26 protein-coding genes and 1 tRNA gene are annotated in these 25995 nt (G+C 73.8%); 13 read left to right on the forward strand and 14 right to left on the reverse strand.

Translation table 11 applies throughout. The annotated features are described in order from the left end of the window. Positions 1-13 precede the first annotated feature (13 nt). Together ABZK10_RS00095 and ABZK10_RS00100 are read right to left on the reverse strand one after the other, a co-directional pair. Positions 14-1165, reverse strand: coding sequence for a sensor histidine kinase (locus tag ABZK10_RS00095; protein ID WP_353807149.1), 1152 nt, complete (start codon positions 1163-1165; stop codon positions 14-16). Then, complete coding sequence (locus tag ABZK10_RS00100) at positions 1162-1899, reverse strand: response regulator transcription factor (RefSeq protein WP_353807150.1); 738 nt, start codon at positions 1897-1899, stop codon at positions 1162-1164. The genes ABZK10_RS00095 and ABZK10_RS00100 overlap by 4 nt, the downstream gene beginning before the upstream one ends. A gap of 123 nt (positions 1900-2022) precedes the next feature. Here ABZK10_RS00100 and ABZK10_RS00105 point away from each other — a divergent pair, with 123 nt between their 5' ends. From ABZK10_RS00105 to ABZK10_RS00115, 3 genes are read left to right on the forward strand one after another with little or no spacing between them, the layout of a single operon-like run. Beyond that, positions 2023-2691: a glycosyltransferase family 2 protein gene (locus tag ABZK10_RS00105; RefSeq protein ID WP_353807151.1), complete on the forward strand. Its 669-nt coding sequence runs from the start codon at positions 2023-2025 to the stop codon at positions 2689-2691. Next, on the forward strand, positions 2688-3314 hold the full coding sequence (locus ABZK10_RS00110) for a TIGR04282 family arsenosugar biosynthesis glycosyltransferase (protein ID WP_353807152.1): 627 nt from the start codon (positions 2688-2690) through the stop codon (positions 3312-3314). Before ABZK10_RS00105 ends, ABZK10_RS00110 begins: the two co-directional genes overlap by 4 nt. 44 nt (positions 3315-3358) lie before the next feature. Next, a complete protein-coding gene (locus ABZK10_RS00115) occupies positions 3359-4027 on the forward strand; it encodes a class I SAM-dependent methyltransferase (protein ID WP_353807153.1) in 669 nt (222 codons plus the stop codon). A gap of 184 nt (positions 4028-4211) precedes the next feature. On the opposite strand, the gene ABZK10_RS00120 is transcribed toward ABZK10_RS00115, so the two are convergent. The 3 genes from ABZK10_RS00120 to ABZK10_RS00130 are packed head-to-tail and all read right to left on the reverse strand — an operon-like array spanning position 4212 to position 5876. Then, positions 4212-4637: a hypothetical protein gene (locus ABZK10_RS00120; protein WP_353807154.1), complete on the reverse strand. Its 426-nt coding sequence runs from the start codon at positions 4635-4637 to the stop codon at positions 4212-4214. After that, positions 4634-5242, reverse strand: a complete 609-nt coding sequence (locus ABZK10_RS00125; RefSeq protein ID WP_353807155.1) for a molybdopterin-dependent oxidoreductase — start codon at positions 5240-5242, stop codon at positions 4634-4636. Before ABZK10_RS00125 ends, ABZK10_RS00120 begins: the two co-directional genes overlap by 4 nt. Next, the gene (locus tag ABZK10_RS00130) at positions 5235-5876 is read right to left on the reverse strand and encodes a hypothetical protein (RefSeq protein ID WP_353807156.1); all 642 of its coding nucleotides are present in this window, start codon (positions 5874-5876) and stop codon (positions 5235-5237) included. The genes ABZK10_RS00125 and ABZK10_RS00130 overlap by 8 nt, the downstream gene beginning before the upstream one ends. A gap of 140 nt (positions 5877-6016) precedes the next feature. Between ABZK10_RS00130 and ABZK10_RS00135 the strand changes: the two genes are divergently transcribed. The 3 genes from ABZK10_RS00135 (at position 6017) to ABZK10_RS00145 (ending at position 9461) form a co-directional block, all read left to right on the forward strand. Beyond that, positions 6017-6862 carry an MTAP family purine nucleoside phosphorylase gene (locus tag ABZK10_RS00135; RefSeq protein WP_353807157.1) on the forward strand — a complete coding sequence of 282 codons (846 nt, stop codon included), beginning with the start codon at positions 6017-6019 and terminating at the stop codon, positions 6860-6862. Between the two features lie 3 nt (positions 6863-6865). Beyond that, a complete protein-coding gene (locus ABZK10_RS00140; protein WP_353807158.1) occupies positions 6866-7915 on the forward strand; it encodes an NAD-dependent epimerase/dehydratase family protein in 1050 nt (349 codons plus the stop codon). 118 nt (positions 7916-8033) lie between these two features. Next, positions 8034-9461: an MFS transporter gene (locus ABZK10_RS00145; RefSeq protein ID WP_353807159.1), complete on the forward strand. Its 1428-nt coding sequence runs from the start codon at positions 8034-8036 to the stop codon at positions 9459-9461. 7 nt (positions 9462-9468) lie between these two features. Here ABZK10_RS00145 and ABZK10_RS00150 read toward each other — a convergent pair whose 3' ends face one another. Then, the gene (locus tag ABZK10_RS00150; protein WP_353807160.1) at positions 9469-9663 is read right to left on the reverse strand and encodes a hypothetical protein; all 195 of its coding nucleotides are present in this window, start codon (positions 9661-9663) and stop codon (positions 9469-9471) included. 114 nt (positions 9664-9777) lie between these two features. Here ABZK10_RS00150 and ABZK10_RS00155 point away from each other — a divergent pair, with 114 nt between their 5' ends. Continuing rightward, positions 9778-11079, forward strand: coding sequence for a M15 family metallopeptidase (locus ABZK10_RS00155; RefSeq protein ID WP_353807161.1), 1302 nt, complete (start codon positions 9778-9780; stop codon positions 11077-11079). A gap of 15 nt (positions 11080-11094) precedes the next feature. On the opposite strand, the gene ABZK10_RS00160 is transcribed toward ABZK10_RS00155, so the two are convergent. Continuing rightward, positions 11095-12975, reverse strand: coding sequence for a glycoside hydrolase family 15 protein (locus ABZK10_RS00160; protein ID WP_353807162.1), 1881 nt, complete (start codon positions 12973-12975; stop codon positions 11095-11097). 188 nt (positions 12976-13163) lie between these two features. Here ABZK10_RS00160 and ABZK10_RS00165 point away from each other — a divergent pair, with 188 nt between their 5' ends. Genes ABZK10_RS00165 through ABZK10_RS00175 form a run of 3 tightly spaced genes read left to right on the forward strand, consistent with a single transcriptional unit; the run spans position 13164 to position 15687 of the window. After that, positions 13164-13493, forward strand: a complete 330-nt coding sequence (locus ABZK10_RS00165; RefSeq protein ID WP_353807163.1) for a histone-like nucleoid-structuring protein Lsr2 — start codon at positions 13164-13166, stop codon at positions 13491-13493. A gap of 7 nt (positions 13494-13500) precedes the next feature. Continuing rightward, the gene (locus ABZK10_RS00170; protein ID WP_353807165.1) at positions 13501-13869 is read left to right on the forward strand and encodes a TraR/DksA family transcriptional regulator; all 369 of its coding nucleotides are present in this window, start codon (positions 13501-13503) and stop codon (positions 13867-13869) included. Positions 13870-13911: 42 nt separating this feature from the next. Beyond that, positions 13912-15687 carry a GNAT family N-acetyltransferase gene (locus tag ABZK10_RS00175; RefSeq protein WP_353807166.1) on the forward strand — a complete coding sequence of 592 codons (1776 nt, stop codon included), beginning with the start codon at positions 13912-13914 and terminating at the stop codon, positions 15685-15687. 13 nt (positions 15688-15700) lie between these two features. Here ABZK10_RS00175 and ABZK10_RS00180 read toward each other — a convergent pair whose 3' ends face one another. From ABZK10_RS00180 to galU, 5 genes are all read right to left on the reverse strand, one after another. After that, positions 15701-17332, reverse strand: coding sequence for an MFS transporter (locus ABZK10_RS00180; RefSeq protein WP_353807167.1), 1632 nt, complete (start codon positions 17330-17332; stop codon positions 15701-15703). Positions 17333-17424: 92 nt separating this feature from the next. Next, a tRNA-Ala gene (locus tag ABZK10_RS00185) sits at positions 17425-17497 on the reverse strand. A 92-nt stretch (positions 17498-17589) separates the two neighbouring features. Then, positions 17590-18657: a hypothetical protein gene (locus tag ABZK10_RS00190; RefSeq protein WP_353807168.1), complete on the reverse strand. Its 1068-nt coding sequence runs from the start codon at positions 18655-18657 to the stop codon at positions 17590-17592. A gap of 118 nt (positions 18658-18775) precedes the next feature. Then, positions 18776-19435: a GNAT family N-acetyltransferase gene (locus ABZK10_RS00195; RefSeq protein ID WP_353807169.1), complete on the reverse strand. Its 660-nt coding sequence runs from the start codon at positions 19433-19435 to the stop codon at positions 18776-18778. 4 nt (positions 19436-19439) lie between these two features. After that, positions 19440-20339 carry a UTP--glucose-1-phosphate uridylyltransferase GalU gene (gene galU, locus ABZK10_RS00200; RefSeq protein ID WP_353807170.1) on the reverse strand — a complete coding sequence of 300 codons (900 nt, stop codon included), beginning with the start codon at positions 20337-20339 and terminating at the stop codon, positions 19440-19442. 74 nt (positions 20340-20413) lie between these two features. On the opposite strand from galU, the gene ABZK10_RS00205 reads away from it, so the two are divergent. The 3 genes from ABZK10_RS00205 to mscL are packed head-to-tail and all read left to right on the forward strand — an operon-like array spanning position 20414 to position 21850. Then, positions 20414-20992 (forward strand): 5-formyltetrahydrofolate cyclo-ligase, encoded by a 579-nt coding sequence (locus ABZK10_RS00205; RefSeq protein ID WP_353807171.1) that lies wholly within the window; start codon positions 20414-20416, stop codon positions 20990-20992. Between the two features lie 31 nt (positions 20993-21023). After that, positions 21024-21344, forward strand: coding sequence for an FmdB family zinc ribbon protein (locus tag ABZK10_RS00210; RefSeq protein ID WP_353807172.1), 321 nt, complete (start codon positions 21024-21026; stop codon positions 21342-21344). 59 nt (positions 21345-21403) lie between these two features. Beyond that, positions 21404-21850 carry a large conductance mechanosensitive channel protein MscL gene (gene mscL / locus ABZK10_RS00215; protein ID WP_353807173.1) on the forward strand — a complete coding sequence of 149 codons (447 nt, stop codon included), beginning with the start codon at positions 21404-21406 and terminating at the stop codon, positions 21848-21850. Between the two features lie 27 nt (positions 21851-21877). Here mscL and ABZK10_RS00220 read toward each other — a convergent pair whose 3' ends face one another. Next, positions 21878-22120: a hypothetical protein gene (locus ABZK10_RS00220; RefSeq protein WP_353807174.1), complete on the reverse strand. Its 243-nt coding sequence runs from the start codon at positions 22118-22120 to the stop codon at positions 21878-21880. Next, on the reverse strand, positions 22117-25899 hold the full coding sequence (locus tag ABZK10_RS00225) for an AAA family ATPase (RefSeq protein WP_436408519.1): 3783 nt from the start codon (positions 25897-25899) through the stop codon (positions 22117-22119). Before ABZK10_RS00225 ends, ABZK10_RS00220 begins: the two co-directional genes overlap by 4 nt. Positions 25900-25995: the final 96 nt, after the last annotated feature.

Here is a 25995-nt window from a genome sequence, read left to right on the forward strand (position 1 = left end):
CCCGGTCGACGGCTCAGGCGGGCGCGGCGACGCGCGGGAGCGTGACGTCGAACCGGCACCCGCCGGGCACGTTGCGCACGCTCACGCCCCCGTCGTGCGCGGCCACGATGCCCTGCACGATCGCGAGGCCGAGCCCCGCGCCGGCGGCGCCGACCTCCTCGGCCGCCTCGCTCGGCGAGCGCGAGGGCGTGCCCCGCCAGCCCGCGCGGAACACCTTGCCGAGGTCCTCCTCGGGGATGCCGCCGCCCGCGTCGGTCACGCTCAGCGCCACGTGGGCGTCGCCGGTCTCGCGCGCGGTCACCTCGATGCGCGTGCCCGGCGGAGAGTGCTGGATGGCGTTCATGAGCAGGTTGCCGACCACGCGCGACAGCTCGCGCGCGTCGCCGGTCACCGTCAGGTCGCCCGCGCGCGACTCGACGATCGTGACGTCGCGCGAACGCGCCAGCGGCAGCAGCTCGGCCACCGCATCGCTCACCAGGTCGTAGAGCGAGACGGGCTCCATCTCGAGCGCGAGCGCGCCCGACTGGATGCGCGACAGCTCGAACAGGTCGTCGACCATGCTCGAGACGCGGTCGACCTGCACCCGCATCTGCGCGTGGTAGCGGGCCGGGTCGTCGACCATGCCGTCCTCGAGCGCCTCGGCCATCGCGCGCAGGCCCGCGAGCGGCGTGCGCAGGTCGTGCGAGATCCAGGCGATGAGCTCGCGCCGCGACTGGTCGATGCGGGCGACCTCGGCCCGCGAGTCGGCGAGGCGGCGGCTGGCGTCGGCGAGCTCCGCGGCGAGCTCGGCGAACTCGGCGCCCTCGCGCCCGCCGGCCTGCACGGTCTGGCCGTCTCCGACCGCGCGCGCGATCTCGCGCAGCCGGCGGGTGTTGCCGACGAGGGTGCGCCCGAGCACGGCGCCCACGCCGAGCGCGACGACGCCGCTCACGACCACCACCCAGCCGGTGACGAGCAGGTCGTGCTCCGACAGGTACATCGCGTTCGCCACGGCGATCGTGCCGGCGCCGACCGCGAGCACGGTGGAGAGCACGACGATCACGACCTGGAGCATGACCGAGCCGCGCCGGGCGGCGAGCAGGGCGAGCAGGCCCACGGCCCCCACGAGCAGGGCGGCGACGCCGGCGATGCCGACGATGGCGAGGAGGTCGGGCAGGGGGATCATGCGGCGAACCGGTATCCGACGCCCCACACGGTGGTCAGGTGCTGCGGCTCGGTGGGGTCGTCCTCGATCTTCTCGCGGAGCCGGCGCACGTGCACGGTCACGGTCGAGAGGTCGCCGAAGTCCCACTTCCAGACGGCCTTCAGCAGCTGCTCGCGGCTGAACACCTGGTGCGGATGCTTCAGCAGGAACGCCAGCAGCTCGAACTCGCGCACGCTCAGCGACAGCTCCTCGCCGTGTTTGGTGACCACCCGGTCGGCCGTCTCGAGGTGGAACGCGCCGAGGTCGAACGGCGCCTCGGGCGCGAAGTCGGGCAGGCTCCGGCGCAGCACCGACTGCACGCGCAGCACGAGCTCGCGGGGCGAGAACGGCTTGGCGATGTAGTCGTCGGCGCCGGCCTCGAGCCCCTCGATGCGGTCCTCGGTGGAGCCGAGCGCCGTGAGCATGATGACCGGCACCGGGCGCTCGGCCCGGATGCGGCGGCACACCTCGACGCCGTCGATGCCCGGGAGCATCCGATCGGCCACCACCAGGTCGGGCGGCACGCGATCGGCCTGGCGGAGGCCGGCGATGCCGTCGCGCTCGGCGTCGACGATGAACCCGGCCGCCCGCAGGTAGCGGCAGACGACCTCCAGCACGGTGGGGTCGTCCTCGATGACGAGCACGCGTCGGTCGACGAGTGCGTCGTCCGTCGCGGGCGCGTGATCCGCGGGCGGATCGGGGAGCGTTGCGGCCACGAGGCAAGGATAGGACGCCGCCTCGGGTGCCGCCCCCGATCGGCGGCGGATCCACCCGCCTGTCCCGGAATCGTAAGACTTGGCGTGCTGCGCGAAGCGCCCGGCCTCCCTAGTGTCGGTTCCGTGACCGATCAGGCCGTCGACGTCGTCCTCCCGTGCCTCGACGAGGAGGGCGCGCTCCCCCGCGTGCTCGCGAGCCTGCCCAACGGGTACCGGGCGCTGGTCGTGGACAACGGGTCGACCGACCGGTCGGCCGAGGTGGCGCGCGCCGCCGGTGCGACCGTGATCGCCCACCCCGTGCGCGGGTACGGTGCGGCGGTGCACGCCGGCCTCGAGGCATCCGTCACCGACGTCGTCGGCTTCGCCGACGCGGACGGCTCGCTCGACCTGGCCGAGCTGCCGCGACTCGTCGCGCTGGTCGACGCGGGCGAGGCCGACCTGGTGCTCGGGCGTCGCGTGCCGGTCGAGCGCGGCGCGATGCCGCTGCACGCGCGGCTCGGCAACGCCGTGATCGCCCGGCGCGTCAACGCGATCACGGGCACCTCGCTGCACGACATCGGGCCGATGCGGGCCGGTCACCGCGAGGCGCTGCTCGCGCTCGGGCTCGACGACCGGCGCAGCGGCTACCCGCTCGAACTCGTGCTGCGCGCCGCCGCCGAGGGACTGCGCATCGCCGAGGTCGACGTGGCCTACCGGCGACGCATCGGCGTCTCGAAGGTGACCGGCACCGTGCGCGGCACGATCACCGCCGTGCGCGACATGTCGGCCCGGCTGCGGGAGGCGGCGCGGTGACGGCCGTCGCGGTGATCGCCAAGGAGTGCCGGCCGGGGCATGCGAAGACCCGGCTGCACCCGCCGTACTCGCTCGCGCAGGCGGCCGAGATCGCGCAGGCGTGCGTCGACGACACGCTCGACCTCGTGCGCGGGCTGCCCGCGACGCGGCGCATCCTGTTCCACGACGGGCCGCTGGGGGCGACGGATGCCACCGGGTTCGAGGTGCTCGACCAACCCGGTGGCGGGCTCGACGCGCGGCTCGGGTTCCTCTTCGACGCGGTCGACGAGCCGCTGCTGCTCATCGGGATGGACACGCCGCACGCGCACGCCGCGATGCTCGCGCCGGCCTTCGACGACGCAGCCGGGGTCGACGCGTGGCTCGGGCTCGCGACCGACGGCGGGTTCTGGGCGCTCTGGCTGCGCACGCCCGACGGGGCCCTGCTGCGCGGGGTGCCCATGTCGGAGGACGACACGGGTGCGCGGCAACTCGCCCGGCTGCGCGGCTCCGGCCTCGCGGTCGGGATGCTGCCCGAGGCATCCGACATCGACACCGCCGACGATCTCGCCCCGGCCGTCGCCGCGGCGCCCGGCGGGCGGCTCGCGCGGGTGGTCGCGTCGCTCGTGCCCGAGGGGACGGGCTGAGCGTGCTCGCGCGGGTGACGCACCGGCACGCGCACGCTGCCGCCGTGCAGGTCGAGCCACGGTTCGGCGCCGGCGGCGCGGAGCCGTACGACCGGGCGCTGGGCGGCGGATCCGCCGCGCTCGAACTCGCCCACCTGGATGCCGCGGGGCGCCCCGCGACGACCCCGATCGACGTGGGCCGCTTCTCGGCGCCGGCCGACGAGGCCGACCGCTCGACGCTCGACGCGGTGCACGGCCCCGTGCTCGACGCGGGCTGCGGACCCGGGCGCATGGTGCTCGCCGCGATCCTCGCCGGGCACCTCGCCCTCGGCGTCGACGTGTCGGCAGCGGCCGTGGCGATCGCGCGGGCGCGCGGCCTGCCGGTGCTGCGGCGGTCGGTGTTCGACCGCCTCCCGTCGGAGGGCGGCTGGGGCGCGGTGCTGCTGCTCGACGGCAACGTCGGCATCGGCGGCAGCCCGGCGGCGCTGCTCGCGCGCTGCGCGGCACTCGTCGCCGCCCGCGGCCGGGTCGTGGTGGAGACCCACGTCGACCACGACGCCGACCACGCGTTCGAGGGCGTGCTGCACGATGCATCCGGTGGGCGCAGCCTGCCCTTCCCGTGGGCGCACCTCGGCGTGCGCGCCCTCCCCGTGCCGGCCGCGGCGGCCGGCCTGCGCGTCCGCGACGCCTGGACCGTCGGCGACCGCTCGTTCGCCGCCCTCGAGCCCGCCTGAGCCGCTGGTCGCGCGAGACCCGTCGATTTCCTGCACTCCCAGCCGCCATTCCGCAGGTTCTTGACGGGTCTCGGGTTGGACGGCGGTGCGCGGGTTCAAGACCCGTCAAGAAACTGCAGTTTCGCGCGCGAGAGCGCAGGTTCTTGACGGGTCTCGTGGTGGGACGGCGGGCGGGCGCGGGCGGTCAGGCGCGGGTGCGGCGGCGGGCGCGGAGCGCCGCGACGCCGACCGCGACGAGCACCACGATCACGAGCCACAGCAGCGCGAACGCGAGCGCGTAGTCGCCCGCGAGGATGGTCGGGTTGCGCGGGCCGCGCGCCTGCGCGATGAGCAGCGGCAGCACGATGACCCCGAACAGGCCGCCGATCACGAGGCCGGCCTCGACCAGCGTGACGGCCCCCCGGGGCATCCGCCCGCCCGCGCGCCGCAGGCCGCCGCCGACGACCGCCGTCGCGGGGGCGATGATCGCGTCGTGCAGCACGATCGCTCCGGCCAGCCAGATCACCACGGCGAGCACCTGGTCGAGGCGCTGCTCGGTGAACAGCAGGAACGCCCCGTACCCCGCGGCGCCGACCCCGGCGACCACGAGCGCGACCCGCCAGGCCCTCATGCGCGCACCTCGATGCGCTCGATCCACTTGGTCTGCCGCACGCCGGGGCGCGCCGGCGCGATGATACGCGCGGGGTACCCGTGCTCGACATCGAGCTCCTCGCCGTTCAGCTCGAGCGCGACGAGGGTGAGCGGGTCGCGCGCGAACTCCGGACCCATGTCGGAGGTGTGGAACGGGCCGCTCGCCTCGAGGCTCGAGATGTGCACGGATGCCCCCTCGGGCGCGCCGACCGCCGCGAGGAGGTCGGCCATGCGCACGCCGCGCCAGTGCGCGACCGTGCTCCACCCCTCGACGCAGGCGATCGGCAGCACGGACTCTGCCTGCGGCATCGCCCGGAGCTCGTCGCGGGTGAACGCCGTCTCGGTGCCGTTGTGCACGACCGTCAGGCGCCAGCCGGGATCGCGGGCGAGATCGGTCACGCCCGCCTGCGCGGCGGTGCGGTTCACCGGCAGGCCCTGCGGGCCGTCGCCGCGGCGGCGCGGCGCGAACACGTTGAACGGCTCGAGCCAGGTCCAGGTCTGGCCGGCGGTGGTCGCCACCAGCGCGATCGACGCGGTGGCGACGGTCGCGAGCAGCGCGCGACGGCTCATGCCGCGGTCAGCCATGGGAGTCCTCCCCCGTCACGGGCGGCGGCCCCGCAGCATCCGACCCCGCAGCGTTCGCCTCCGCAGCGTCCGCCTCGGGCGCATCCGACCCGCGCCGCCAGTACCGCACGATGTCGGGCAGCTTCACGGCGACGTGCACGGCGAGCGCGCCGACCAGCACCCACGCGAGCGCGAAGTGCGTGCGCCGGAACGAGAACTCCCACGGGTACCACTGGTACGTGTTGATGAGGCCGATCAGCGGCTCCATGACCGCGACCGCCACGAGCACCGCGATCGACGCGCGCTCGATCGCGTGCGGGATCGACCGCACCGGCGGCCACTCGAACAGCTTCGGGTAGACGGTCCAGAGCTTGGCGAACAGCAGTGGCAGCAGCGCCACGCCGACGGTCACGTGCACGCCCTGGGTCGCCTGGTAGAGCCAGGTGGGGCGGGTCGGGAAGACCATGCCGGGCAGCGGGTCCTGCAGCAGGTGGCTGTACAGCCCGGTGGCGAAGCAGACCAGGAAGGCGATGCCGAGCACCCGGCCGAGCACGACGGCGGTGCGCGGGTGCCGGGCCGGTGCGGCGAGCTCGCGCCGCACGCCGGCGAACCGTCGTTCCGCCACGACGGCGAGTCGATCCGTGACCCCGCTCATGCGTGCCATTCTCGTCACGTGCGCTCCCGACGCGAACCGTCATTCCTTACGGTCCGCGAACACGGGTCGCTCCGGCATCGCCGCCGCGGCCCGCGCACGGCAGCATCGAACCGCGAGGCCACGACGAGAGGACGACACCGATGACCGCATCCGCACCGGGCGCGCACCGCGCCGAGATCGGCGTCATCGGCGGCTCCGGCCTGTACGCCCTGCTCGACGACGACGCGACGCAGGTCGAGGTGGCGACCCCGTACGGCGCACCGTCGGGCCCGATCGCGATCGGCGAGCTCGCCGGTCGCCGCGTCGCGTTCCTCAGCCGGCACGGCGCCGGCCACGTCATTCCGCCGCACCGCCTGAACTTCCGTGCCAACGTCTGGGCGCTCGCGAGCCTCGGCGTGCGGGCGATCGTGACCTCGGCGGCCGTCGGCGGGCTCGTCCCAGAGGCGCGCCCGGGCCGCTTCGCGCTGCCCGACCAGTTCATCGACCGCACCTGGAACCGCCCCGACACGTTCTACGACGGGCCCTCGGTGCAGCACCTCGCGGCGGCCGACCCGTTCTGCCCGGAGCTGCGGCGGCACGCGGCATCCGCCCTGTCCGATCTCGGCGAGGACGCGATGACGGATGCGACGACGGTCGTGATCCAGGGCCCGCGTTTCTCGACGCGGGCGGAGTCGCGGATGTTCCGCGCGATGGGCGCGCACCTGGTGAACATGACGCAGTACCCCGAGGTCGTGCTCGCCGCGGAGCTCGGCGTGGGCGCCGTGAACCTCTCGTTCGTGACCGACACCGACGCGGGCGACGCCGCGGGCGAGGCCGACGCGGTCGACCCGCAGCTGGTGCTCGACCGCATGGCGGCCGCGGAGCCGCGCATCCGCGCCGCCATCACGGCGATGGTCGCCGCAGTGCCCGCCGACTACGCGGCCCGGCAGTTCGTCGACCCGGCCGCCGTCGCGGCCGTGCTGGCCCTGCCGCCCGCCGAGGGCTGAGCCGTGCTGCTCGTCACCGGGGGCGCGGGGTTCATCGGCTCGCACGTCGTCGAGGCGGCCGTCGCCCGCGGCGAGCGCGTGCGGGTGCTCGACGCGCTGCGCCCCGACGTGCACGGGCGCGCCGCGCCGGCCCTGCCCGCGGGCGTGGAACTGGTGCGGGCATCGGTGACGGATGCCCCGGCGGTGCGCGCCGCACTCGAGGGGGTCACCGTCGTGTGCCACCAGGCCGCGAAGGTCGGCCTCGGGGTCGACTTCGCGGATGCGCCCGACTACGCCGATGCGAACGTGACCGGCACCGCCGTGCTGCTCGCCGCGATGACCGCGGCCGGGGTGGACCGCCTCGTGCTCGCGTCGTCGATGGTGGTCTACGGCGAGGGCCGCTACCTCGACGGCGATCGCGTCGTGCTGCCGCCGCCGCGTGCGGTCGCCGACCTCGAGCGCGGGGTGTTCGATCCGCTCGGCGCCGACGGCCGGCCGCTCGAGCCGGTGCTCGTCGCCGAGGACGCCGCGCTCGACCCGCGCAACGTCTACGCCGACACGAAGCTCGCCCAGGAGCACCTGGCCTCGTCGTGGACGCGTGCGACCGGCGGCCGGGCGGCGATGCTGCGCTACCACAACGTGTACGGGCCGCGGATGCCGCGGGACACGCCGTACGCCGGCGTCGCGTCGATCTTCCGCAGCGCGCTGGAGCGCGGCGAGGCGCCGCGCGTGTTCGAGGACGGCGGGCAGCGCCGCGACTTCGTGCACGTGCGCGACGTGGCGCGGGCGAACCTCGCGGCGCTCGCCGGGCTGGCGGCGCGACCCGACGGCGACGCGCGCGCGTACAACGTCGGCAGCGGCACCCCGCGCACCGTGCGCGAGTTCGCGACCGCGCTGGCCGACGCGTTCGGCGGCCCCGCACCCGTGGTCACGGGCGAGTACCGGCTCGGCGACGTGCGCCACATCACGGCGTCGTCGGCGCGCATCGCCGAGGAACTCGGGTGGCGGGCGACCGAGGACTTCGCCGGGGCCGTGCGCGAGTTCTCGACCGCACCGCTGCGCGCGATCGACTGACGCGACCGGAGCAGGTCGCCGCAGGTGTCCGCCCCTCCAACGCAGCCGCAGACGCGACTAGAGTGTCCCCATCTCCGGCGCCCCTCGGGGCGATGGCCGAACGATGGGGGCGGACGGCATGCCGAAGACGGATCGGCCGCGGGCGACCGACGACGCACCGACGGGCCTCTGGCGCGCGACCATGCGCTACCTGCCGGTGGGGCTGGCACTGTTCGCGGTGCAGCTCGACTTCTTCGCGCTGAACCTCGCGCTGCCGACCATCGCGAAGGACCTCGACATCCCGGTCACCGACCTGCAGTGGATGCTGAGCGGCTACCTGCTGAGCCTCGGCTCGTGCTTCGTGCCCGCGGGCAAGCTGGGCGACACGATCGGCCGCAGGAAGGTGCTGGTCATCGGCACGATCGTGTTCGGCGGCACGAGCCTGGTCTGCGCGCTCGCATCCGCCGCGCCCGTGCTCATCGCGTTCCGCGTGCTGCAGGGGGTCGGGTCGGCGATGATCATGCCCAACGCGTTCGCGCTCATCGCCGCGACCGCGCGCCCCGAGCAGCGCGCGCGCATCATGGGCATCATGCTCGGCCTCTCCGGCTCGGGCACGGCGCTCGGCCCGGTGATCGGCGGTGGGCTCGCGTCGGTCGCCGGCTGGCGCTGGGTCTTCCTCATCAACGTGCCGGTCGCGATCGTCTCGGCGATCGCCGCCGCCCGACTGCCCGAGTCGACCGCCGAGGGCCGCACGACCGTGCGGAGCATGGACTGGCTGGGCGTGGTGCTCGTCACCACGGGGCTGGCGCTCGCGTGCGTCGGCATCGACAACACCACCAACCTCGGCGTCGCGTCGGTGCTCACCTGGGCGCCGGCGGCGATCGGCGCGGTGCTGCTCGTGTGGTTCTTCCGGCACGTGGCCCGCAGGGAGCATCCGCTCATCAACCTGCGGCTGTTCCGCGAGCGCGGCTTCGTCTTCGTGCTGCTCGCGGGCACCGCGCTGAACATCGCGTTCATCGTGTTCGTGTTCGCCGCGACCCTGCAGCTGCAGAACGTGCGCGGGCTCTCGCCCGCCGAGTCGGGGTTCGTGTTCATGCTCGCGGCGGTGGGCGTGGCCGCGTGCGGGCCGACCGCGGGGTTCCTCACCGACCGCTTCGGCGCCGGCTGGGTGCTGAGCGCCGCGTGCGTGCTCGCGACGGCCGCGGTCACGGGCATCGCGCTGGCCCAGAACCTCGTCGTCTACACGATCGCGCTGGCGTGCTGCGGGCTCGGGTGCGGCATGGGCTTCTCGGTGTCGCAGATCGGCGCTGCCGACATCCTGCCGGCCGAGCTCGCCGGCGAGGGCAGCGCGCTCGCCCTCACGTCGATGATCGCGCTCGGCGGCGTCGGTGCGGTGATCGCGGGAGCCGTGATCGAGGCGCTGTCGGGGACGCCGCAGGCGTGGTCGCTCACCGCGCTGCTGCTCGGCCTCGCCGTGCTGCTCGCGCTCACCGCGGTGGCGACGATCGCGAGCACCCTGCGGCGGCAGGGGTTCCGCTCGGCCGCGCCGTCGTCACCGGCGGCGTGAGCCGCGTTCAGCCGATCAGCGCGTCGAGCCCGTAGTAGACGGCGTACACCGGCCAGACGATCGCCTGCAGCAGGCCGAGCACGACGGCCCAGAAGCTGCCGTCGGAGACCGAGATGAAGTAGATCGCGGCACCGATGTAGGCGAGCAGGAAGAAGAAGCCCCACTGCCCGGCGGAGCCGTAGTTCATGTTGCGGTCGCTCATGACGTCCCCCTCCCGGGCCGGCTCCCGGTCGGCCCGACGCCGACAGCGTACGACCGAGGTATCGGGTGCGCAACGGTGCACGCCCCGAGGCTGCGCCGCCACTAGGTTGGCTGCATGCCAGCGCGCGCGACCGACCGGATCATCGGGGTCGCGTGCCTGGCCGCACTGCTCGTGACCGGTGCCGCGGCGGGGCAGCACAGCACCGAGGCGCGGGCGGATGCCGCTGCGCTCGCGTCCTACGACGACGCGGTCGCCGTGCTGGCCGACGCCCGCGAGGTCGCCGACGTGGGGCTCGCGGAGCTCGCCGACGCACGGGCACGCGCCGCCATCGTCGTCGACGACGCCGACGCGCTGCTCGAGGCGGTCGACGAGGACCTGCTCGACGACCCCGCCGACGCCAACGGGCTGGCGGCGGCGCGCGACGACCTCGCCGCGGCCGTCGACGCGGTCGCGGGGTACGTCGCCGAAGCGGCGCCCGGCGACGAGGCGGACCCCGCCGACGGCGAGCTGCTCGCCTCGCGCGACGAGCGGGTGGCTGAGGCCGTGCGCGCCCTGCTCGCGGCGGGTGCGCTCGAGGCCGTCGCGCAGACGGCGGACGACCTCGAGGGCTCCCTCGCCGAGCGGGCCGACGCGGTGACTGCGGCGACGGTCACCCTCGGGGCGTCCGCCCACCGGCATGGAGCGGCCACCGACGCACCCGAGCTGGCCGGCGACGAGGCGACGGACGCGTACACGGCCGCGGTGGCGGCGCTCGACGGCGCCGGGGCATCCGACGTGCCCGCACTCCTCTCGGCGTACCAGGACGCGTGGGCCGCCGCGGTCGCCTCCCACGAGGCCGCCGAGGCGGAGGCGGCCGCGCGGGCCGATGCGGTGGCGCCGCCCGCGGACGCCTCGGGCGGCGTGCAGCCGACGTACGTCCGGGGCATCCTCGTCGTCAACAAGACCTACGCGCTGCCGAGCTGGTTCGGGGCCGGCCTCACGGCCGAGACGAGCGCGGCCTTCGAGCGCATGCGCGCCGAGGCGGCGGCATCCGGCCTGGACCTGTACATCTCGAGCGGGTTCCGCTCGTACGCGAGCCAGAAGTCGATCTACGACCGCTACGTCGCGAACGAGGGCGTGGCCGGTGCCGACCGCCACTCCGCGCGCCCGGGCCACAGCGAGCACCAGTCCGGCCTGGCGTTCGACCTGAACACGATCACCGAGGCGTTCGGGTACACGGCCGAGGGCGAGTGGGTGGCCGCCAACGCGCACCGGTTCGGCTTCATCGTGCGCTACCCGCCCGGCAAGGAGGGCGTGACCGGGTACGTCTGGGAGCCGTGGCACCTGCGTTACCTGGGGGTCGGCGCGGCGAGCGACGTGTTCGCGAGCGGGCTCTCGCTCGAGGAGTACCTCGGCGTGACGTCCCGCTACGAGTGAGCGCGGGGCGGAACCTCAGGCGCCCCGCCGCCCCCGCCAGAGCACCGGCTCGACGTCGCCGGCCCCGTGGTCGAGCTGGTAGTCGAGGTTCACGGCCGCGTTGATGAGCGCGAGGTGGCTGAACGCCTGCGGGAAGTTGCCGAGCTGCTCGCCGGTGAGGCCGATCTCCTCGGCGAAGAGGCCCAGGTGGTTGGCGTAGGTGAGCATCTTCTCGAAGATGTAGCGGGCGTCTCCGGTGCGGCCCGAGCGCGCCAGCGCGTCGACGTACCAGAACGAGCACAGCGTGAACGTGCCCTCCGATCCGCGCAGCCCGTCGGGCGATGCGCTCGGGTTGTAGCGGTACACGAGGCTGTCGGACACCAGCTCCTCCTCCATCGCGGCCATCGTCGAGTGCCACATCGGGTCGCGCGGCGCCACGAACCCCATCAGCGGCATGAGCAGCAGCGAGGCGTCGAGGACCTCGGTGTCGACGTGCTGCACGAACGCGGCGCGCTCGGGGTTCCAGCCGCTGGCCATGACCTCCTCGTAGATGCGGTCGCGCTCGTCGGTCCACCGTGCGATCGATGCCGGACGGCCGCGACGCTGGGCGAGGCGGATGCCCCGGTCGAGCGCCACCCAGCACATGAAGCGTCCGTAGGTGAAGTGCTTGCGCCCGCCGCGGGTCTCCCAGATGCCCTCCTCGGGCTGGTCCCAGTGGTCGCAGACCCAGTCGAGCATGTCGCGGACCTCGTCCCACCCCTGGTGCGGCAGCTCCAGGCCATGGGTGTCCGCCAGGTGGATGGCCGACATCGCCTCCCCGTAGATGTCGAGCTGCAGCTGGTCGGCAGCGCCGTTCCCGATGCGCACGGGCCGCGAGCCCCGGTACCCGGCGTGGTCGTCGAGCGTCTCCTCGACGAGGTCGGACGACCCGTCGACCCGGTACATGATCTTCAACGGCCCCGAGTCGTCGCCGACGCTCTCGCGGATGCGCTCCATGAGCCAGCGCACGAACCCCTCGGCCTCCTCCAGGTAGCCCAGGCTGAGCAGCGCGTAGACGGAGAACGAGGCGTCGCGCACCCAGGTGTACCGGTAGTCCCAGTTCCGTTCGCCCCCCACCTGCTCGGGGAGCCCCGCGGTGGGCGCCGCCACGAGCGCGCCCGAGGGCGCGTAGGTCATGAGCTTGAGCGTGATCGCGGAGCGTGCGACGATCTCGCGCCAGCGTCCGGTGTAGGTGGAGCGGTCCGTCCACGCGCGCCAGAACTCGCGGGTCTCGTCGTAGAGGTCCTGCAGGTCGTCCGGCGACAGCTGGCGCGGTTCGACGTCGCCCGACGAGAGCACGACCCCGGTGTGCTCGCCCGCGACGAGCGAGATGGTGATGCGGATCCCGTCCCCTGCGGGCTCGATGCGACCGGCGCGCTCCCCGTCGTGCAGCACGGGGTCGCCGATGCGGTGCAGGGTCAGCTTCCCGGCATCCGAGGCGAACGTGATCGCGCCCGTCGCGGCGGCGACGGTGTGCGGCGCCCGGCCGTAGTCGAACCGGGGCTGGATCTCGCCGACGAAGGTCATCGACCCGCGCACGACGCGCACCATGCGCACGAGTCGGTGCACGTCGGTGGCCTCGCCGTCGGTGACCGGCATGAAGTCCACCACCTCGCCGACGCCCGCCTCGGTGAGGAACCGCGTCACGAGCATCGCCGTGTTGGGCAGGTAGAGCTGCTTGGTGACGAAGTCGTCCGATTCGGGGCGGATGCTGCAGAACCCGCCGCGTTCGGCATCGAGCAACGACCCGAAGACGCTCGGCGAGTCGAATCGCGGGCAGCAGAACCAGTCGACGGTGCCGTCGGTGTCGATCAGCGCGGCGGTCTGGAGATCGCCGATGATGCCGTGGTCGCTGATGTCCGGATATTCGCCAGTCATCGGAAGTCCCCGCTCCCGGGACGCCCCCGCGACCCTCGGGAGCAGGCTGGCACCACGGGAGTCCCGTCGTCAAGGGCTGCGCCCGGCCGGGATTTCCCGAATCGCGCACGAATAGTCGAATTCCCCCGCGGCCGGTAATTCCCGCGATGTGGATTCCGATTCGGATTTTCCGGGAATACACTTCGGATATGGCAAAACGCGTCATCGAACAATTCGTCGACGACCTCGACGGCACCGTCCTCGAGGACGACGCGGAGACCGTCCGCTTCGGCCTCGACGGCACCTCCTACGAGATCGACCTCTCCCCCGCGAACGCGGCCGCGCTCCGCTCCGACTTCGCGAAGTACGTCGGCGCGGCCCGCAGGTCGGGCGGCGGTGCGCCCGCACGCCGGCGGCGCACGGGCGGCGGCGCCGACACCGCGGCGATCCGCGAGTGGGCGCGCGAGAAGGGCATCGACGTGCCGACTCGCGGACGACTGCCGAAGAGCGTGCTCGACGCCTACGGCGCGGAGCACTGACCGCGCCGTGACCGATTCCGCGCGGTCGCGCGAATTCGGCACGCTGCTCGCAGAGCGGCGCGCCGACGTGGTCGCCGCCGTGGAGGCCCGCGAGACCGCCGAGCGCGAGCTCGTGGACGCCCGCGGCGACTCCATCGCCGACGACGAGCACGACCCCGAGGGCGTGACGCTCTCGGCGGAGTGGTCGCACCTCGCGGGCCTCCGCGAGGCCGAGCGCCGCGAGCTCGAGGAGATCGACGCGGCGTTCGCCCGCCTGGACGCCGGCACCTACGGCATCTGCGTCGACTGCGGCCGCCGCATCCCGGTCGGCCGGCTGCGCGCACGCCCGGAGGCCGCCCGCTGCGTGGAGGATGCGGCGCGCGCCGAGGGCCGCTGAGGACCGGTACCCCGAAGGCAGTTCTCTGACTAGAGTCAGAGAATGACCACCGACCCGCGCGTCGCGGCCATCCGCGCGTTCAACCGCACCGCCACCGAGCGCCTCGGCGTGCTCGAGGAGCAGTACCTCTCGCGTGGCCGGCCCCTCGGGCAGGACCGCATCCTCTGGGAGATCGGCACCGACGGCGCCGACGTCCGGGAGCTGCGTGCGCGCCTCGCCCTCGACTCGGGATACCTCAGCCGCCAGCTCCGCGCCCTGGAGGACGAGGGGCTCATCGCCGTCGAGGCGTCCGAGGCGGATGCGCGCGTGCGGCGCGCGCACCTCACCGACGCGGGCACCGCCGAGGTCGGCGTGCTCGACCGCCGCTCCGACGAGCTCGTGGGCGACATCCTCGCGCCGCTGAGCGAGCGTCAGCGCGATGCGCTGGCCGACGCGGCCGACACCGTGCGCCGACTGTTCACCGCGTCGGCCGTCGCCATCGCAGCGGTCGACCCCGCGGAGCCCGCCGCGCGCGCCGCCGTCGCGGCCTACCACCGCACCCTCGACGCGCGGTTCGACGGCGGGTTCCGCCCCGCGCGCAGCCGGCCCGCAGCCGACGACGCCTTCCGCGCGCCGCGGGGCGCGTTCCTGCTCGCCACCCACGGCGATCGCCCCGTCGGGTGCGTGGGCGTGACGCTCCCGGAGCCCGGTGTCGCCGAGCTCCGACGCATGTGGGTCGCCGACGACCTCCGCGGCGCCGGCATCGGCCGGAGGCTGCTGGCCGAGGCGGAACGCCTGGCGACCGACGCCGGCGCACGGAGCATCCGCCTGGAGACGAACGCGTCGCTCGCCGAGGCGATCGGGCTGTACCGGGCGTCGGGCTTCCGCGAGGTGCCCCCCTTCAACGACGAGCCGTACGCCCACCACTGGTTCGAGAAGCGCCTGGCGGGCGCTCGGGCGCCCACGCCACGCGTCGGCTTCATCGGGCTCGGCATCATGGGCCGGCCGATGGCGACGCGTCTCGCGGAGGCCGGCATCCCGCTCACCACCTGGACGCGCACGCCCACGGACGCACCGGAGCCCGCGGGAGCCGACGTCCGGCACGCCGCATCCGTCACCGAGGTCTTCGCGACGTGCGAGACCGTCTTCGTCATGCTGCGCGACGCGGCGGCCGTCGACGCCGTGCTGCGGGGCGCGCCGGGCGGGCTCGCCGCGCTCGTGGCGGGCCGAACGATCGTGCACACCGGCACGGTCGCACCCGGGTACTCGCGAGCACTGGCCGACGAGGTCGAGCAGGCGGGCGGATGCAACGTCGAGGCGCCCGTCTCGGGTTCGCGGGTTCCCGCAGAGCGCGGCGAGCTCGTGGCCATGGTCGCCGGTCGGCCGGGCGACGTCCGGCGCGTCCGGCCGCTGCTCGATCCGCTGTGCGCGCAGGTCACCGACTGCGGCGCGGTTCCGGCCGGGATCGAGATGAAGCTGGCCGCCAACGTGCTCGTGGTCGCCGTCATGACGGGCCTGGCCGAGGCGTTCGGATTCGCCCGCGCGCGCGGCCTCGACGTCGGGCGCCTGCGCGAGATCCTCGACGCCGGCCAGATGTCGTCGCCGATCTCGCGCGTGAAGACCGCGAAGCTCGTCGCCGGCGACCTCACCCCGCAGGTCTCCATCGCCGACGTGCTCGCGAACACCGAGCTCATCGTCGGCGCCGCGCGCGCCGCGGGCCTGCCGGTGCCGCTCACCGAGGCGAGCCGCGCCCTTTTCGCGGCCGCGGTGGCGCGCGGGGACGGCGCGCTCGACGGCATCGGCGTGATGCGACCGGCGGGGGCCGCTCCGCCGAGCTGATCCGCGGCGACCGTCAACCGCCGCCCGCACCCTCCACGTCGACCTCCGGCTCGCGGCGCGCCGACACCTCCGCCGGGAGGTTCCGGGAGAGGAACAGCGACAGCACGAGGAGCGCGAACACGATGAAGATCGCCTGACGCAGCGCCTCCAGCTGCGAGTCGGCGTAGTCCTGCGCGATCGACGCCGCCAGGTCCTCCGAGCCGCCGGCGTCGAGGACGAGCTGCTCCGCGCGCTCCTGCGAGATGACCGGCACCCCGGCCTCGACGCTCGCGATCACCCGCGTGCGCTCCTCATGGGAGATGTCGGCGTTGGCGTCGACGGCCGAGATGAGTCCGCTCCCGAGCAGCGTGATGAACACCGAGCCGACGATCGCGGTGCCGAACGACGATCCGAGGTTCTGGAACGTGCCCTGCAGCCCGCCGACCTCCGACGTGTCGCGCTGCTCGACCGCCGACATGTTCACGTTGCCGAGCTGCGACGCGAGGAGGCCGAAGCCCGCGCCGGCGACGAACATGCCGATCGCGAACGGCCACCCGGCCAGTTCGGGCTGCAGGGCCACGAGCACGAAGAGGAGCCCGACGGCCATGGTGACCTGTCCGAGCTGCGCGATGCGGCGCGCGGAGCGCCGCGCGGTGAGCCACGACCCCACGGCGGAGCACACCACGAGGCCCAGCGAGAGCGGCAGGATCCGCAGCCCCGTGCCGAGCGCGTCGTACCCCTGCATCGTCTGCAGGTACACGGGGATGACGAAGAACATCGCGGCGACGGCGAAGTACTGCACCAGGAACCCGGAGAGCCCGCTGCGCAGTGCCGCGATGCGGAAGAGGCGCACCTGCAGCAGCGGAATCCGTCCGCGGTCGACGAGCCTGCGCTGCCGGAGCAGGAACCACCAGAGCACCATGACGCCCGCGAAGATGAGGTAGGTGACCGGGGAGATGCCGAGCGGTGCGATCTCGACACCGCCGATCTCGGGCGGCGCGATCGGCACGAACCAGCCCCACGTCTTCGACTGCAGCACGCCGAACACGAGCATGGCCATGCCCCCGGCGGAGAGCAGCACGCTCGGCACGTCGATGCGCAGGCCGCGGTCGGCCGCGACGTCCCTGATGCGTCCCGAGACGAGGAGGATGACGACCATGACGATGGTCTCGCCGACGAACACGTACCTCCACGACGAGTACGTGGTCACCAGCCCGCCGATGAGCGGCCCCGCGGCGGCGGCGAGGCCGGTGACCGCACCGAGGATGGAGAATGCGACCACGCGGGCGCGGCCCTCGGAGTTGATCGCGGCCAGCGACGCGATCGCGGGGATCACGAGCACCGCGCCGAGTCCCTCGACGAGCGACCAGCCCAGGAGCAGCACCGTGAGGTTCGGGCTCAGCGCGGTCACGAGCGACCCGATGCCGTAGACCACGACGCCGATGCGGAACGTACGCGAGCGCCCCCACTTGTCGCCGAGCTTGCCACCGGTGAGCATGAGCGCCGCCATGGTCAGCGTGTAGCAGGTGATCGCGGCCTGCATCCCGGTGATCGAGGTCCCGAGGTCGGCGGCCACCTGCGAGATGGACACGTTCATGACCGTGCTGTCGAGCACCATCACGAACTGGGCCACGGCGAGGATCGCGATCACGAACCCGTGCTTCACAGCACCGACACTAGCGCTGCGGACATGGGCGGCGCACGACCCGCCGGACGACGAAACCCCCGGCGCGTACCGGGGGTTTCGTCGTGCTTCGGTGGACCCAGGGGGATTCGAACCCCCGACCTTCTCATTGCGAACGAGACGCGCTACCAACTGCGCCATGGGCCCGAGCGACATTCACCATATCACCACGGCGAGCGCAGTCCGAATCGAGCGGCGGCGGCTGCGACCCGGGCGCCCCGACGACGTGAGGCGGGTGCTCAGCCCGCGACGCGACGGCGCCGCAGCACGGCATCGAGGTCGGTGAGCGCGGGCTGCGCGTCGCCGACGACGCCCATCGCGGCGTAGCGGTTCGGGGCGGCCGCGGCCGGCTCCGACGCGGCCGCGGCGGGCGCATCGACGTGCGGGCGCGGCGGCGCGACCGGCGCCGCATGGCCGCCCCCTCGAGCCGAAGCACCCGTCTCACGGCCGGCGATGCGTGCGCCGTAGCCGCTCGTGACGCGCGCGGCGATCGTCGTGACGTCGGGCTGCAGTTCGGCGGCCCGCTGGGCGAGCTCCGCCTCGCTCGCGGCGCGGCGCAGTTGCTCGGCGGCCTCGATCGACGCCATCGCGGTGGCGGCGATGGTGCCGCGCGAGAGCACCAGGGGCTTCGGCAACGGACGCGGGGTCCACCCGTCCTCCGCGAGCGTCGCACCCTCCTGGCGGAGCTCGATCGGCTCGAACGCGGTCGCCGGAGCGGCGGGCGGGTCGGTCGCCTCGGCGGGCGCCGCCACGGCGACGGATGCGAGCGGGCGACGCGCGAGCGCCACGATGCCGCCGAACGACGCGACCATTCCGGCGCCCCCGGCGAGTGCGACGAACTCGCTCATGCCGAACGCGAGGCCGACGAGCCCCACGATCACGGTGATGAGCGAGACGAGCAGGCCGAGCGAGCACGTCGCCCGTCTCCGGCGGAGGCGACGGCGGGCGGCTCCCCCGGCGTCGCGCACGGTCGCGGCGGCGGTGCGGCGGGCCTCGGCTGCGCGCAGCCGCGCGGCCTTCTGCTCCGCCTCGGCGAGTGCACGGCGCGCCTCGGCCTCGTGCGCGGCGGCGCGCTGCTGCTCGCGCAGCACCTTCTGCTGCGCGGCGACGGCCCGGGCACTGGCCTCGACGGTCACCGGCTCGGGCGTCTCGGAGGTCTCGGCGAGGATGCGCAGCGTCTGCTGCAGGCGCACGGTGTTGCGCTCGGTCGCGAGGTACTGGCCACGTCGCACCCAGCTCGGGAGCAGGTACGCGATCCAGAGCACGGCGGCGACGGCCAGAAGGATCCCCCCGCCGAGCACGTCCATGGGCCCAACGGTACGGCCGCGCGGTTCCGGCCGACCTCAGCCCCCGCGGCGTGTCCGTGCGATCGGCGCGCGCGGGGCCGGCCCCGGGCGGCGGCGCGTCCGGGCACGGCGACGTGCGTCAGCGCCCCGGCTGCAGCGGATGGGCCGCGGCGGCGCGGTCGTCGGGGGTGATCCGCGCGGCATCCGCCGGCACGCGCCCCTCGCGCCAGCGCCGCAGCACGCCCCCGCGCACCTCCTCGGCGACGAGGGCGAAGCAGAAGTGGTCGCGCCAGTCGCCGTCGATGTGGATGTACCGTCGGCGCAGTCCCTCGTAGCGGAACCCGAGCTTCTCGACGACGCGCAGGGACGCCTGGTTCTCGGGGCGGATGCAGATCTCCATGCGGTGCAGGCCGAGCTCGAAGAAGCAGTGGTCGGTCGCGAGCGCCACCGCGGTCGGCGTGATGCCGCGCCCGGCGGAGCGTTGCACCACCCAGTAGCCGATGGTGGCCGACGACACCGAGCCGTAGGTGATCGACGACACGTTCAGCTGCCCGACGAGCGCGCCCGACTCCTCGATGAGGAACGGCAGCGCCGAGCCCGCGCGCGCGTGGGCGAGCAGGTTGCGGATGCTCCCCCGCGTGTCGAGGCTCGAGGAACCGGCCGGGTGGGTCGCCTCCCAGCGACGCAGCCAGGAGCGGTTGTCGATGAGCTCGCGCTCGAGCGCCCGCGAGTCGCGCACGCGGATCGGCCGGAGCGTCACCGCGCCGTCGCGCAGGCTCGGCAGCGCGGGCCCGGCCACGCCGCTAGCCCTCGGCGAGGCCCGCGGCGTACTCGCGCAGCCACGGGCGCAGCTCGGGTCCGAGGTCGTCGCGGTCGGCGGCGAGCTGGATGACGGCCTTGATGTAGTCGAGCTTGTCGCCGGTGTCGTAGCGGCGCCCGCGGAAGACGACGCCGTACACGCCGCCGGTGGTCTCCGCGTCGTCGGCGAGCTCGAGCAGGGCGTCGGTGAGCTGGATCTCGCCGCCCTTGCCGGGCTCGGTGTGCTCGAGCACGTCGAAGATCTCGGGCTTCAGCACGTACCGGCCGATGATCGCGAGGTTCGACGGGGCGACCTCCGCTGCGGGCTTCTCGACGAGGCCGGTGACCTTCACCACGTCGGGGTCGTCGGTGGCCTCGACCTCTGCGGCGCCGTACATGTGGATGGACTCGGGGTCGACCTCGAGCAGCGCGATGATCGTCGCATCCCGCTTCGCGTGCTCGTCGAGCATGCGGCTGAGCAGCGGGTCGCGCTCGTCGATGAGGTCGTCGCCGAGCAGCACCGCGAACGGCTCGTGGCCCACGTGCTTCTTCGCACGCAGCACCGCGTGGCCGAGGCCCTTCGGGTCGCCCTGGCGCACGAAGTGGACGTCGGCGAGGGCGCTCGACTCCATGACGCGCGAGAGCTTGGACTCGTCGCCCTTGGTCTGCAGGGTGTGCTCGAGCTCGGTGACGCGGTCGAAGTGGTTGGCGAGGGCGTTCTTGTTGCGGCCGATGATCATGAGCACGTCGTCGAGCCCGGCCTCCACGGCCTCCTCGACGACGTACTGGATGGCGGGCTTGTCGACGACCGGCAGCATCTCCTTCGGCATCGCCTTCGTTGCGGGGAGGAACCGGGTGCCGAGCCCTGCGGCAGGGATGACGGCCTTCGTGATGCGCTGGGACATGCGCACCAGCGTATCGGCTCGCACCGTGAACAGCCCACGGATGCCACGCACGGCACGCCCATAGGATGGGGGCCATGTCGGCCGACCCCGAGCATCGCAAGCGCACCCTGCGGGCCGAGCTGCGCGAGCGGCGACGCACGCTCACCCTCACCGAGCGCGCCGCAGCATCGGACGGCTTCACGGTGCAGCTCACCGAGCTGGTCGAACGGCACGGTGCGCGCTCGCTCGCCTGCTACCTGTCGATGCCCGACGAGCCCGACACCCGGCCCTTCGTGCGATGGGCGGAGGATGCCGGCATCCGCGTGCTGTTCCCGATCAGCCGGGAGGACGGCCTGCTCGACTGGACGGTCGGCGAGGACCGCTCGGAGGTCACCGGCCTGCACGGCATCCCCGAGGCCGTCGGCGAGCTGCTCGGCCCCATCGCGATCAACGACGTCGACCTGATCGTCGTGCCGGCCGCCGCGGTGGACGCGACGGGCACCCGATTGGGCTGGGGCCGGGGCTATTTCGACAAGACCCTCGGATCGATGGGACAATGTCCCCCGGTCTACGCCGTCGTCTACGACACCGAGTTCGTGGACGACGTTCCGCGTGAGCGACACGACCAGCCCGTCGACGGCGTCGTGACGCCCACGCGCATCGTCTCCTTCTGACGGCGAGACTTCCCCGAACGAGAGAACGCCCGTGCCCACCTACGCCTACCGTTGCACCGAGTGCGACACCGCCTTCGACATCCAGCAGGCCTTCTCGGACGCCTCGCTGACCGAGTGCCCCGCGTGCGGCGGCCGCCTGCGCAAGGTGTACGGCTCGATCGGCGTCACCTTCAACGGATCGGGCTTCTACCGCACCGACTCGCGCTCGGGCGGCTCCGGCTCCGGGGCCCCGAAGGCGACGGATGCCCCGGCGAAGTCGGACTCCGCCGCGAAGTCGGAGTCCGGCACGTCGTCCGCCGCGTCCTCCACCCCCGCGAAGGCGCCGGCCGCAACGAGCTCGTCATCATCGTGAGCTAGCGTGTGCTGACGGACCGCGCGATCGGCGCGGTCCGATGCGTACGGGGAGGGTGCATGCTCAAGGGTTTCCGCGACTTCATCATGCGGGGCAACGTCATCGACCTGGCGGTCGCCGTGGTCATCGGCGCGGCGTTCACGGCGATCGTCAACGCCGTCGTCACGGGGCTGATCAATCCGGTGATCAGCATGTTCTTCCAGGCGGACTCGCTGAACGAGGCGATGAAGGTGCCGTTGCTCGGCGGGTCCGAGCTCTCGCTCGGCCTCATCCTGGGAGCGATCATCAACTTCCTGGTCGTCGCCGCGGTGGTCTACTTCGTGTTCGTGATGCCGGTCAACCACATGAAGGCACGCGCCGAGGAACGCATCCGGTCGGGCGAGCCGGCAGCGGCCGGCGACCCGCCCGCGCCGTCGGAGGTGGAGCTGCTCGGCCAGATCCGCGACCTGCTCGTCGAGCAGCGCCAGGACGCGCCGTCGACCGGCGGGAAGCACGCCGACTCCTGAGCCGACCCGGCGGCAGCGGGGAGTTCGCTACCAGTGCGGCGGGCGCTCGCGGGTGATGCGCTCGTCGTCGCCGGACGCCCCGGGCTTCGGCGCGCGAACGGGCTCATCGTCGCGCGTCGGCGCCTCGGGCGAGGGATCGCTGCCCGGCGCCGGCGTCAGCCGCGCTCGTCGGGCCCCGGTGCGCTCGACCCGCTGCCGCGCCGGGCGCGCCGGAGCGTCGTCGTCGTCGTGCGCGTCGGCGGCGGGCGTCTCGGTGCCGCCCGCGCTCACGACGGCAGGTCGCTGAGGTCGATCGGCTGCGTGTCGAGGGGGTCGGGGTCCTTCGGCACGGCGCCCAGCAGCGTGGCGACCCGGCGTGCGACGGCGTCGGGGTTGCCGAACAGCTCGAAGCTGTGCACGCGCAGCACGTGCCAGCCGAGCCGGCGCAGCACGTCGGGCCGCAGGCGCAGCGACTCGCGCAGGCTCGCGCCGACGAGCGCGGGGTCGGTCTCGACGACGACCGCGCGCCCGGCACGGGCGGCGGCGAGCGCGAGCTTCCCGCGGTGCCCGAGGGCGACCCGGATGTCGAGCTTCGCGAGGCGCGCGGCCAGGTCGATGAGCATCGGGTCGGTGGTCTCGGCGACCGGCGGCGAGGCGATGCGCTCCTCGGTCTGCTCGAGCACGTTCGCGAGGGCGAGCACGCCGTGGCCCTGGCGCTCGTCGTCGATCTCGTCGGGCCGGAAGCACGCGACGATGTCCATCGAGCGCCGGGCCCGGGTCATTCCCACCGCCAGCAGCCGGTCGCCGCCCGGCTCGCCGAGCGGTCCGAAGTTCGACAGCAGCCGGCCGTGCGGGGTGCGGGCGTAGCCGACCGAGAAGATGACGCGGTCGCGGCTCTGCGCGACGGCCTGCTCGAGGGTCAGCACCGTGAACGGCTCGCCGCGGTCGGTCAGGATGAAGTCGGAGAGGTCGGTGCGCTTGGCGAACGCGGCGAGCACGGCCTGGTGCACGCGGGCCGCGTGCCGGGCGCTCGCGGTGATGACCATGAGGGACTCGCGCGGGCGCTTGACGGCATGCTCCATCACGAGCTCGACGACCTTCGCGACCTCGGCGTCGACGCTCTCGACGGTGCCGGTCTGGGGGTCGGGCAGGCCCGACCCGTCGAGGTAGTGCAGGTTCAGGCTGCCGTGGCCGAGGAAGCTGCCCGCCCAGGGCAGGGAGTCGATGCGCCCGCCGTAGAAGCGCCGGTTCACGAGCTCGGCGAGGTCCTCCCCGCCGGCCCGGTAGCTGCGCGTGAGGGTCAGGGTCGGCAGCAGCTCGCCCAGACGCGACAGGGCCGACTCGGCGTGGCGGGCGTCGGGCTCGTCGGCGGCCGCCGCGACCGCGGGCGCGGCCTCGTCGAGGTCGGGGTCGACGATGCCGGTCTCGAACGGGGTGGGCGTCTGCGTGACCGGGTCGCCGAAGGCGACGACCTGCGTGGCGCGGCGGATGGCGCCGAGGTTCTCGGCGAAGGTCGTCGCGCCCGCGTCGACCAGCACGACCGCGTCGAACGCGATGCGGTCGTCGATCGCGCCGACGTCGTACGGCGACGCGAGCCAGACCGGCGCGAGGGCGCGGAACAGGTGCGGGGCGGCCTCGTGCAGGCGGCCGGGCGTCGCCCGGTCGGCGCGCAGCAGCGTGCGCAGCTGCTCGGCCTCCTCGGGCCAGTCGACGACGCCGACCTTCCACGACTCGGCGAGCTGCCAGGCGAGCTGCGGGCCCGCGCTCGACGCGTGCGCCTCGTCGACGAGCCGGAAGTCGGCCTCGAGCCGGTCGAGCACCTCGGTGTTGGCGCCGAGCAGCGCCTTGTCGCCCGCGAGCAGCGACTCGAGCACCGACTGCCACCAGGCCAGCTCGAGTTCAGACGCGACGCCCTCCTGCGGCACATGGCGACGCGACAGGTCGACGAGCAGCGGGTCGAGCTCGAGCTCGCGCAGTCGGCCGAGCACCGCCGTGCGCTCCTGCAGGTTCGCGAGCACCTCGGACTCGGCGGCGAGTCCCGACATCGTCGTGACCAGCTCGCGTATGGGCCGCTGCGCCAGTTCGCGGTCGGTGCCGTGCGCGCCGAGCGGCACGTCGAGGGTCGCGAGGTCGGTGGCCACGTTCTGGAAGAGCACGTGGAGGTCGGCGATGCCGACCGGCACGCCCGGGATCGACCCGGCGGTCGAGTAGCGGTTCCAGAGCGTGCGCTGCTGCTGGATGCGACGCAGCGCCTCGTTCATGTCGCCCACGTGCACGCCGGGGCGCACGAACTCGGTCGCGTGCTTGCGGAGCCGGCGCCGGTTCGCCGCGGACATGCCGCGGGACTCGCGCCGCGGGGCGGTCGCCGCGATGAGCTCGCCGAGCGGGCGGTCGTAGACCGACGGCTGGAAGCGGTCGAGGGTCTCGCGGATGTCGAGCAGGAGCCGCAGGAACACGCCGAGTTCGGCCACCGACTCGAACGGCCGCAGGCTCGTGGACGAGATCACCGCGCTCGCGCGTTCGAGCAGCCGGGGCAGGTCGCTGGACTGCAGGCGCTTGGCGAGCTCGTGCGCCGCGGTCGCCTCCTCCGAGGAGGTGAACGAGGCGCCGTACCAGGGCGAGTCGCCCGGACCGTAGCGGAACTCGCCGAGCTCGGCCGCGCGCACGAGGTCGGCGGCGACCTGCGTGCGGTCGCCGGCGAGCGTCTCGAGGGCGGCGCGGTCCAGGCGTGCGGTCGTCGACGGCGGGTCGGCCATGAGCGACAGCCGCGCGAGCTCGCCGAGCGCGTCGAGCACCGAGACCCGGAAGCCGGGGTCGCGGCGGGTGAGCGCGCCGCGGTAGTCGAGCAGCACCTTGCGGAGGCGCACGAGCGCGTCGTCGACGTCGGCGACGCGCGGCTTCTCCGCCTTCTCATTGCGCGAGATCGAGCGGATCAGGTCGCGCCGCAGGGTCGACGTCGTGACCGCGGCGCCCGCGAGCCCCACCTGCTCCAGGCGGTGGGCGATGCCGTCCAGGCTCGCCCGGCGCGCGCCGACGACGAGCACGCGGCGGTGCCGCTGCACGAGCGCGCCGATCGCGTTCACGATGGTCTGCGACCCGCCGGTGCCGGGCAGCGTCTTCACCACGATCGAGGAGCCGGCCTCGATCTGCGCGATGACCTGCTCCTGCTCGGGGTCGGCGTCGTGCAGCAGGGTGTCGGTCGCGGGCGACCGGCGGTCCTGCCCGACCGAGGTGACGGGCTCGTAGGCCGCCTCGACGGAGGCGCGTGCCGAGGCGTTGCCCGCCACGGCGTCGATCACGGGGTGGTCGAGCTCCGAGGCATCCGCCGCCATCGCCGGGCCGACCTCGGCGAACGTCGACACGACGAGCCGGGGCGACACGCTGAACCAGGGCAGGTGCGAGGTGAGCCCGCGCAGCCGGTCGATCACGGGCTGGGGCTTGAACACGCCGTTGGTGATCGCGAGGGCCACGAACGCATCGGCGTCGAGCGTGATCTGGAACTGCTCGCGCAGCGCGCGCGCGAGCGCGGGGTTCAGGAACGGCTGGCCCTTCAGCTTCAGCTCGAAGTCGCGGCCGTAGCGGCGGATCGCGAGCGGGCGCAGCAGCACGGGCGCGAGGTGCTCGGCGCCGTCGAACCGCCACTTCGCGAGTCCGATCGCGAGGTGCACGCCCTCGATGCCGCGCACGCTCCGGAGCTCGATGCCCTTCTGCGTGATCTCGGCCGCCGCGAGCCGCGCGTTGCGCAGCGCGAGCTCGTCGCGGATCAGGCTCGACAGCAGGGTCGACTTGCCGGTGATGAACTGCGGAAGGCCGCCGGGGTGCGTCGTGGAGAGCTCGATGCGGGTGCGCGGCGTGTCGACGAAGCGCAGCAGCGGCGAGCGTCCGCCGGCGCGGGCGAGCTCGTCGCGCCAGCGACGCCACTCGGGCTCGGCGATGTTGCCGGCGGTGAAGGCGGGGTCGCCGACGCTCACGGCGTCGGCGGAACTCGCCTCCGAGACGGGTTCGGGGTGCGCGAAGCCGGGCGCGCCGTCGCCCGACGCGCCGACGAGTCCCTCGTCGTCGTCATGCATGTCGAGGCGGCGCACACCGACACCATACGGTCGCCTCGACGGGATTCCGGGGAGCATCGCCGCATTCCCGGGCACGGATTTGGATACCCACGAGGT

The sequence above is a fragment of the Agromyces sp. SYSU T00194 genome (genome assembly GCF_040496035.1).
Taxonomy (GTDB): Bacteria; Actinomycetota; Actinomycetes; order Actinomycetales; family Microbacteriaceae; genus Agromyces; species Agromyces chitinivorans.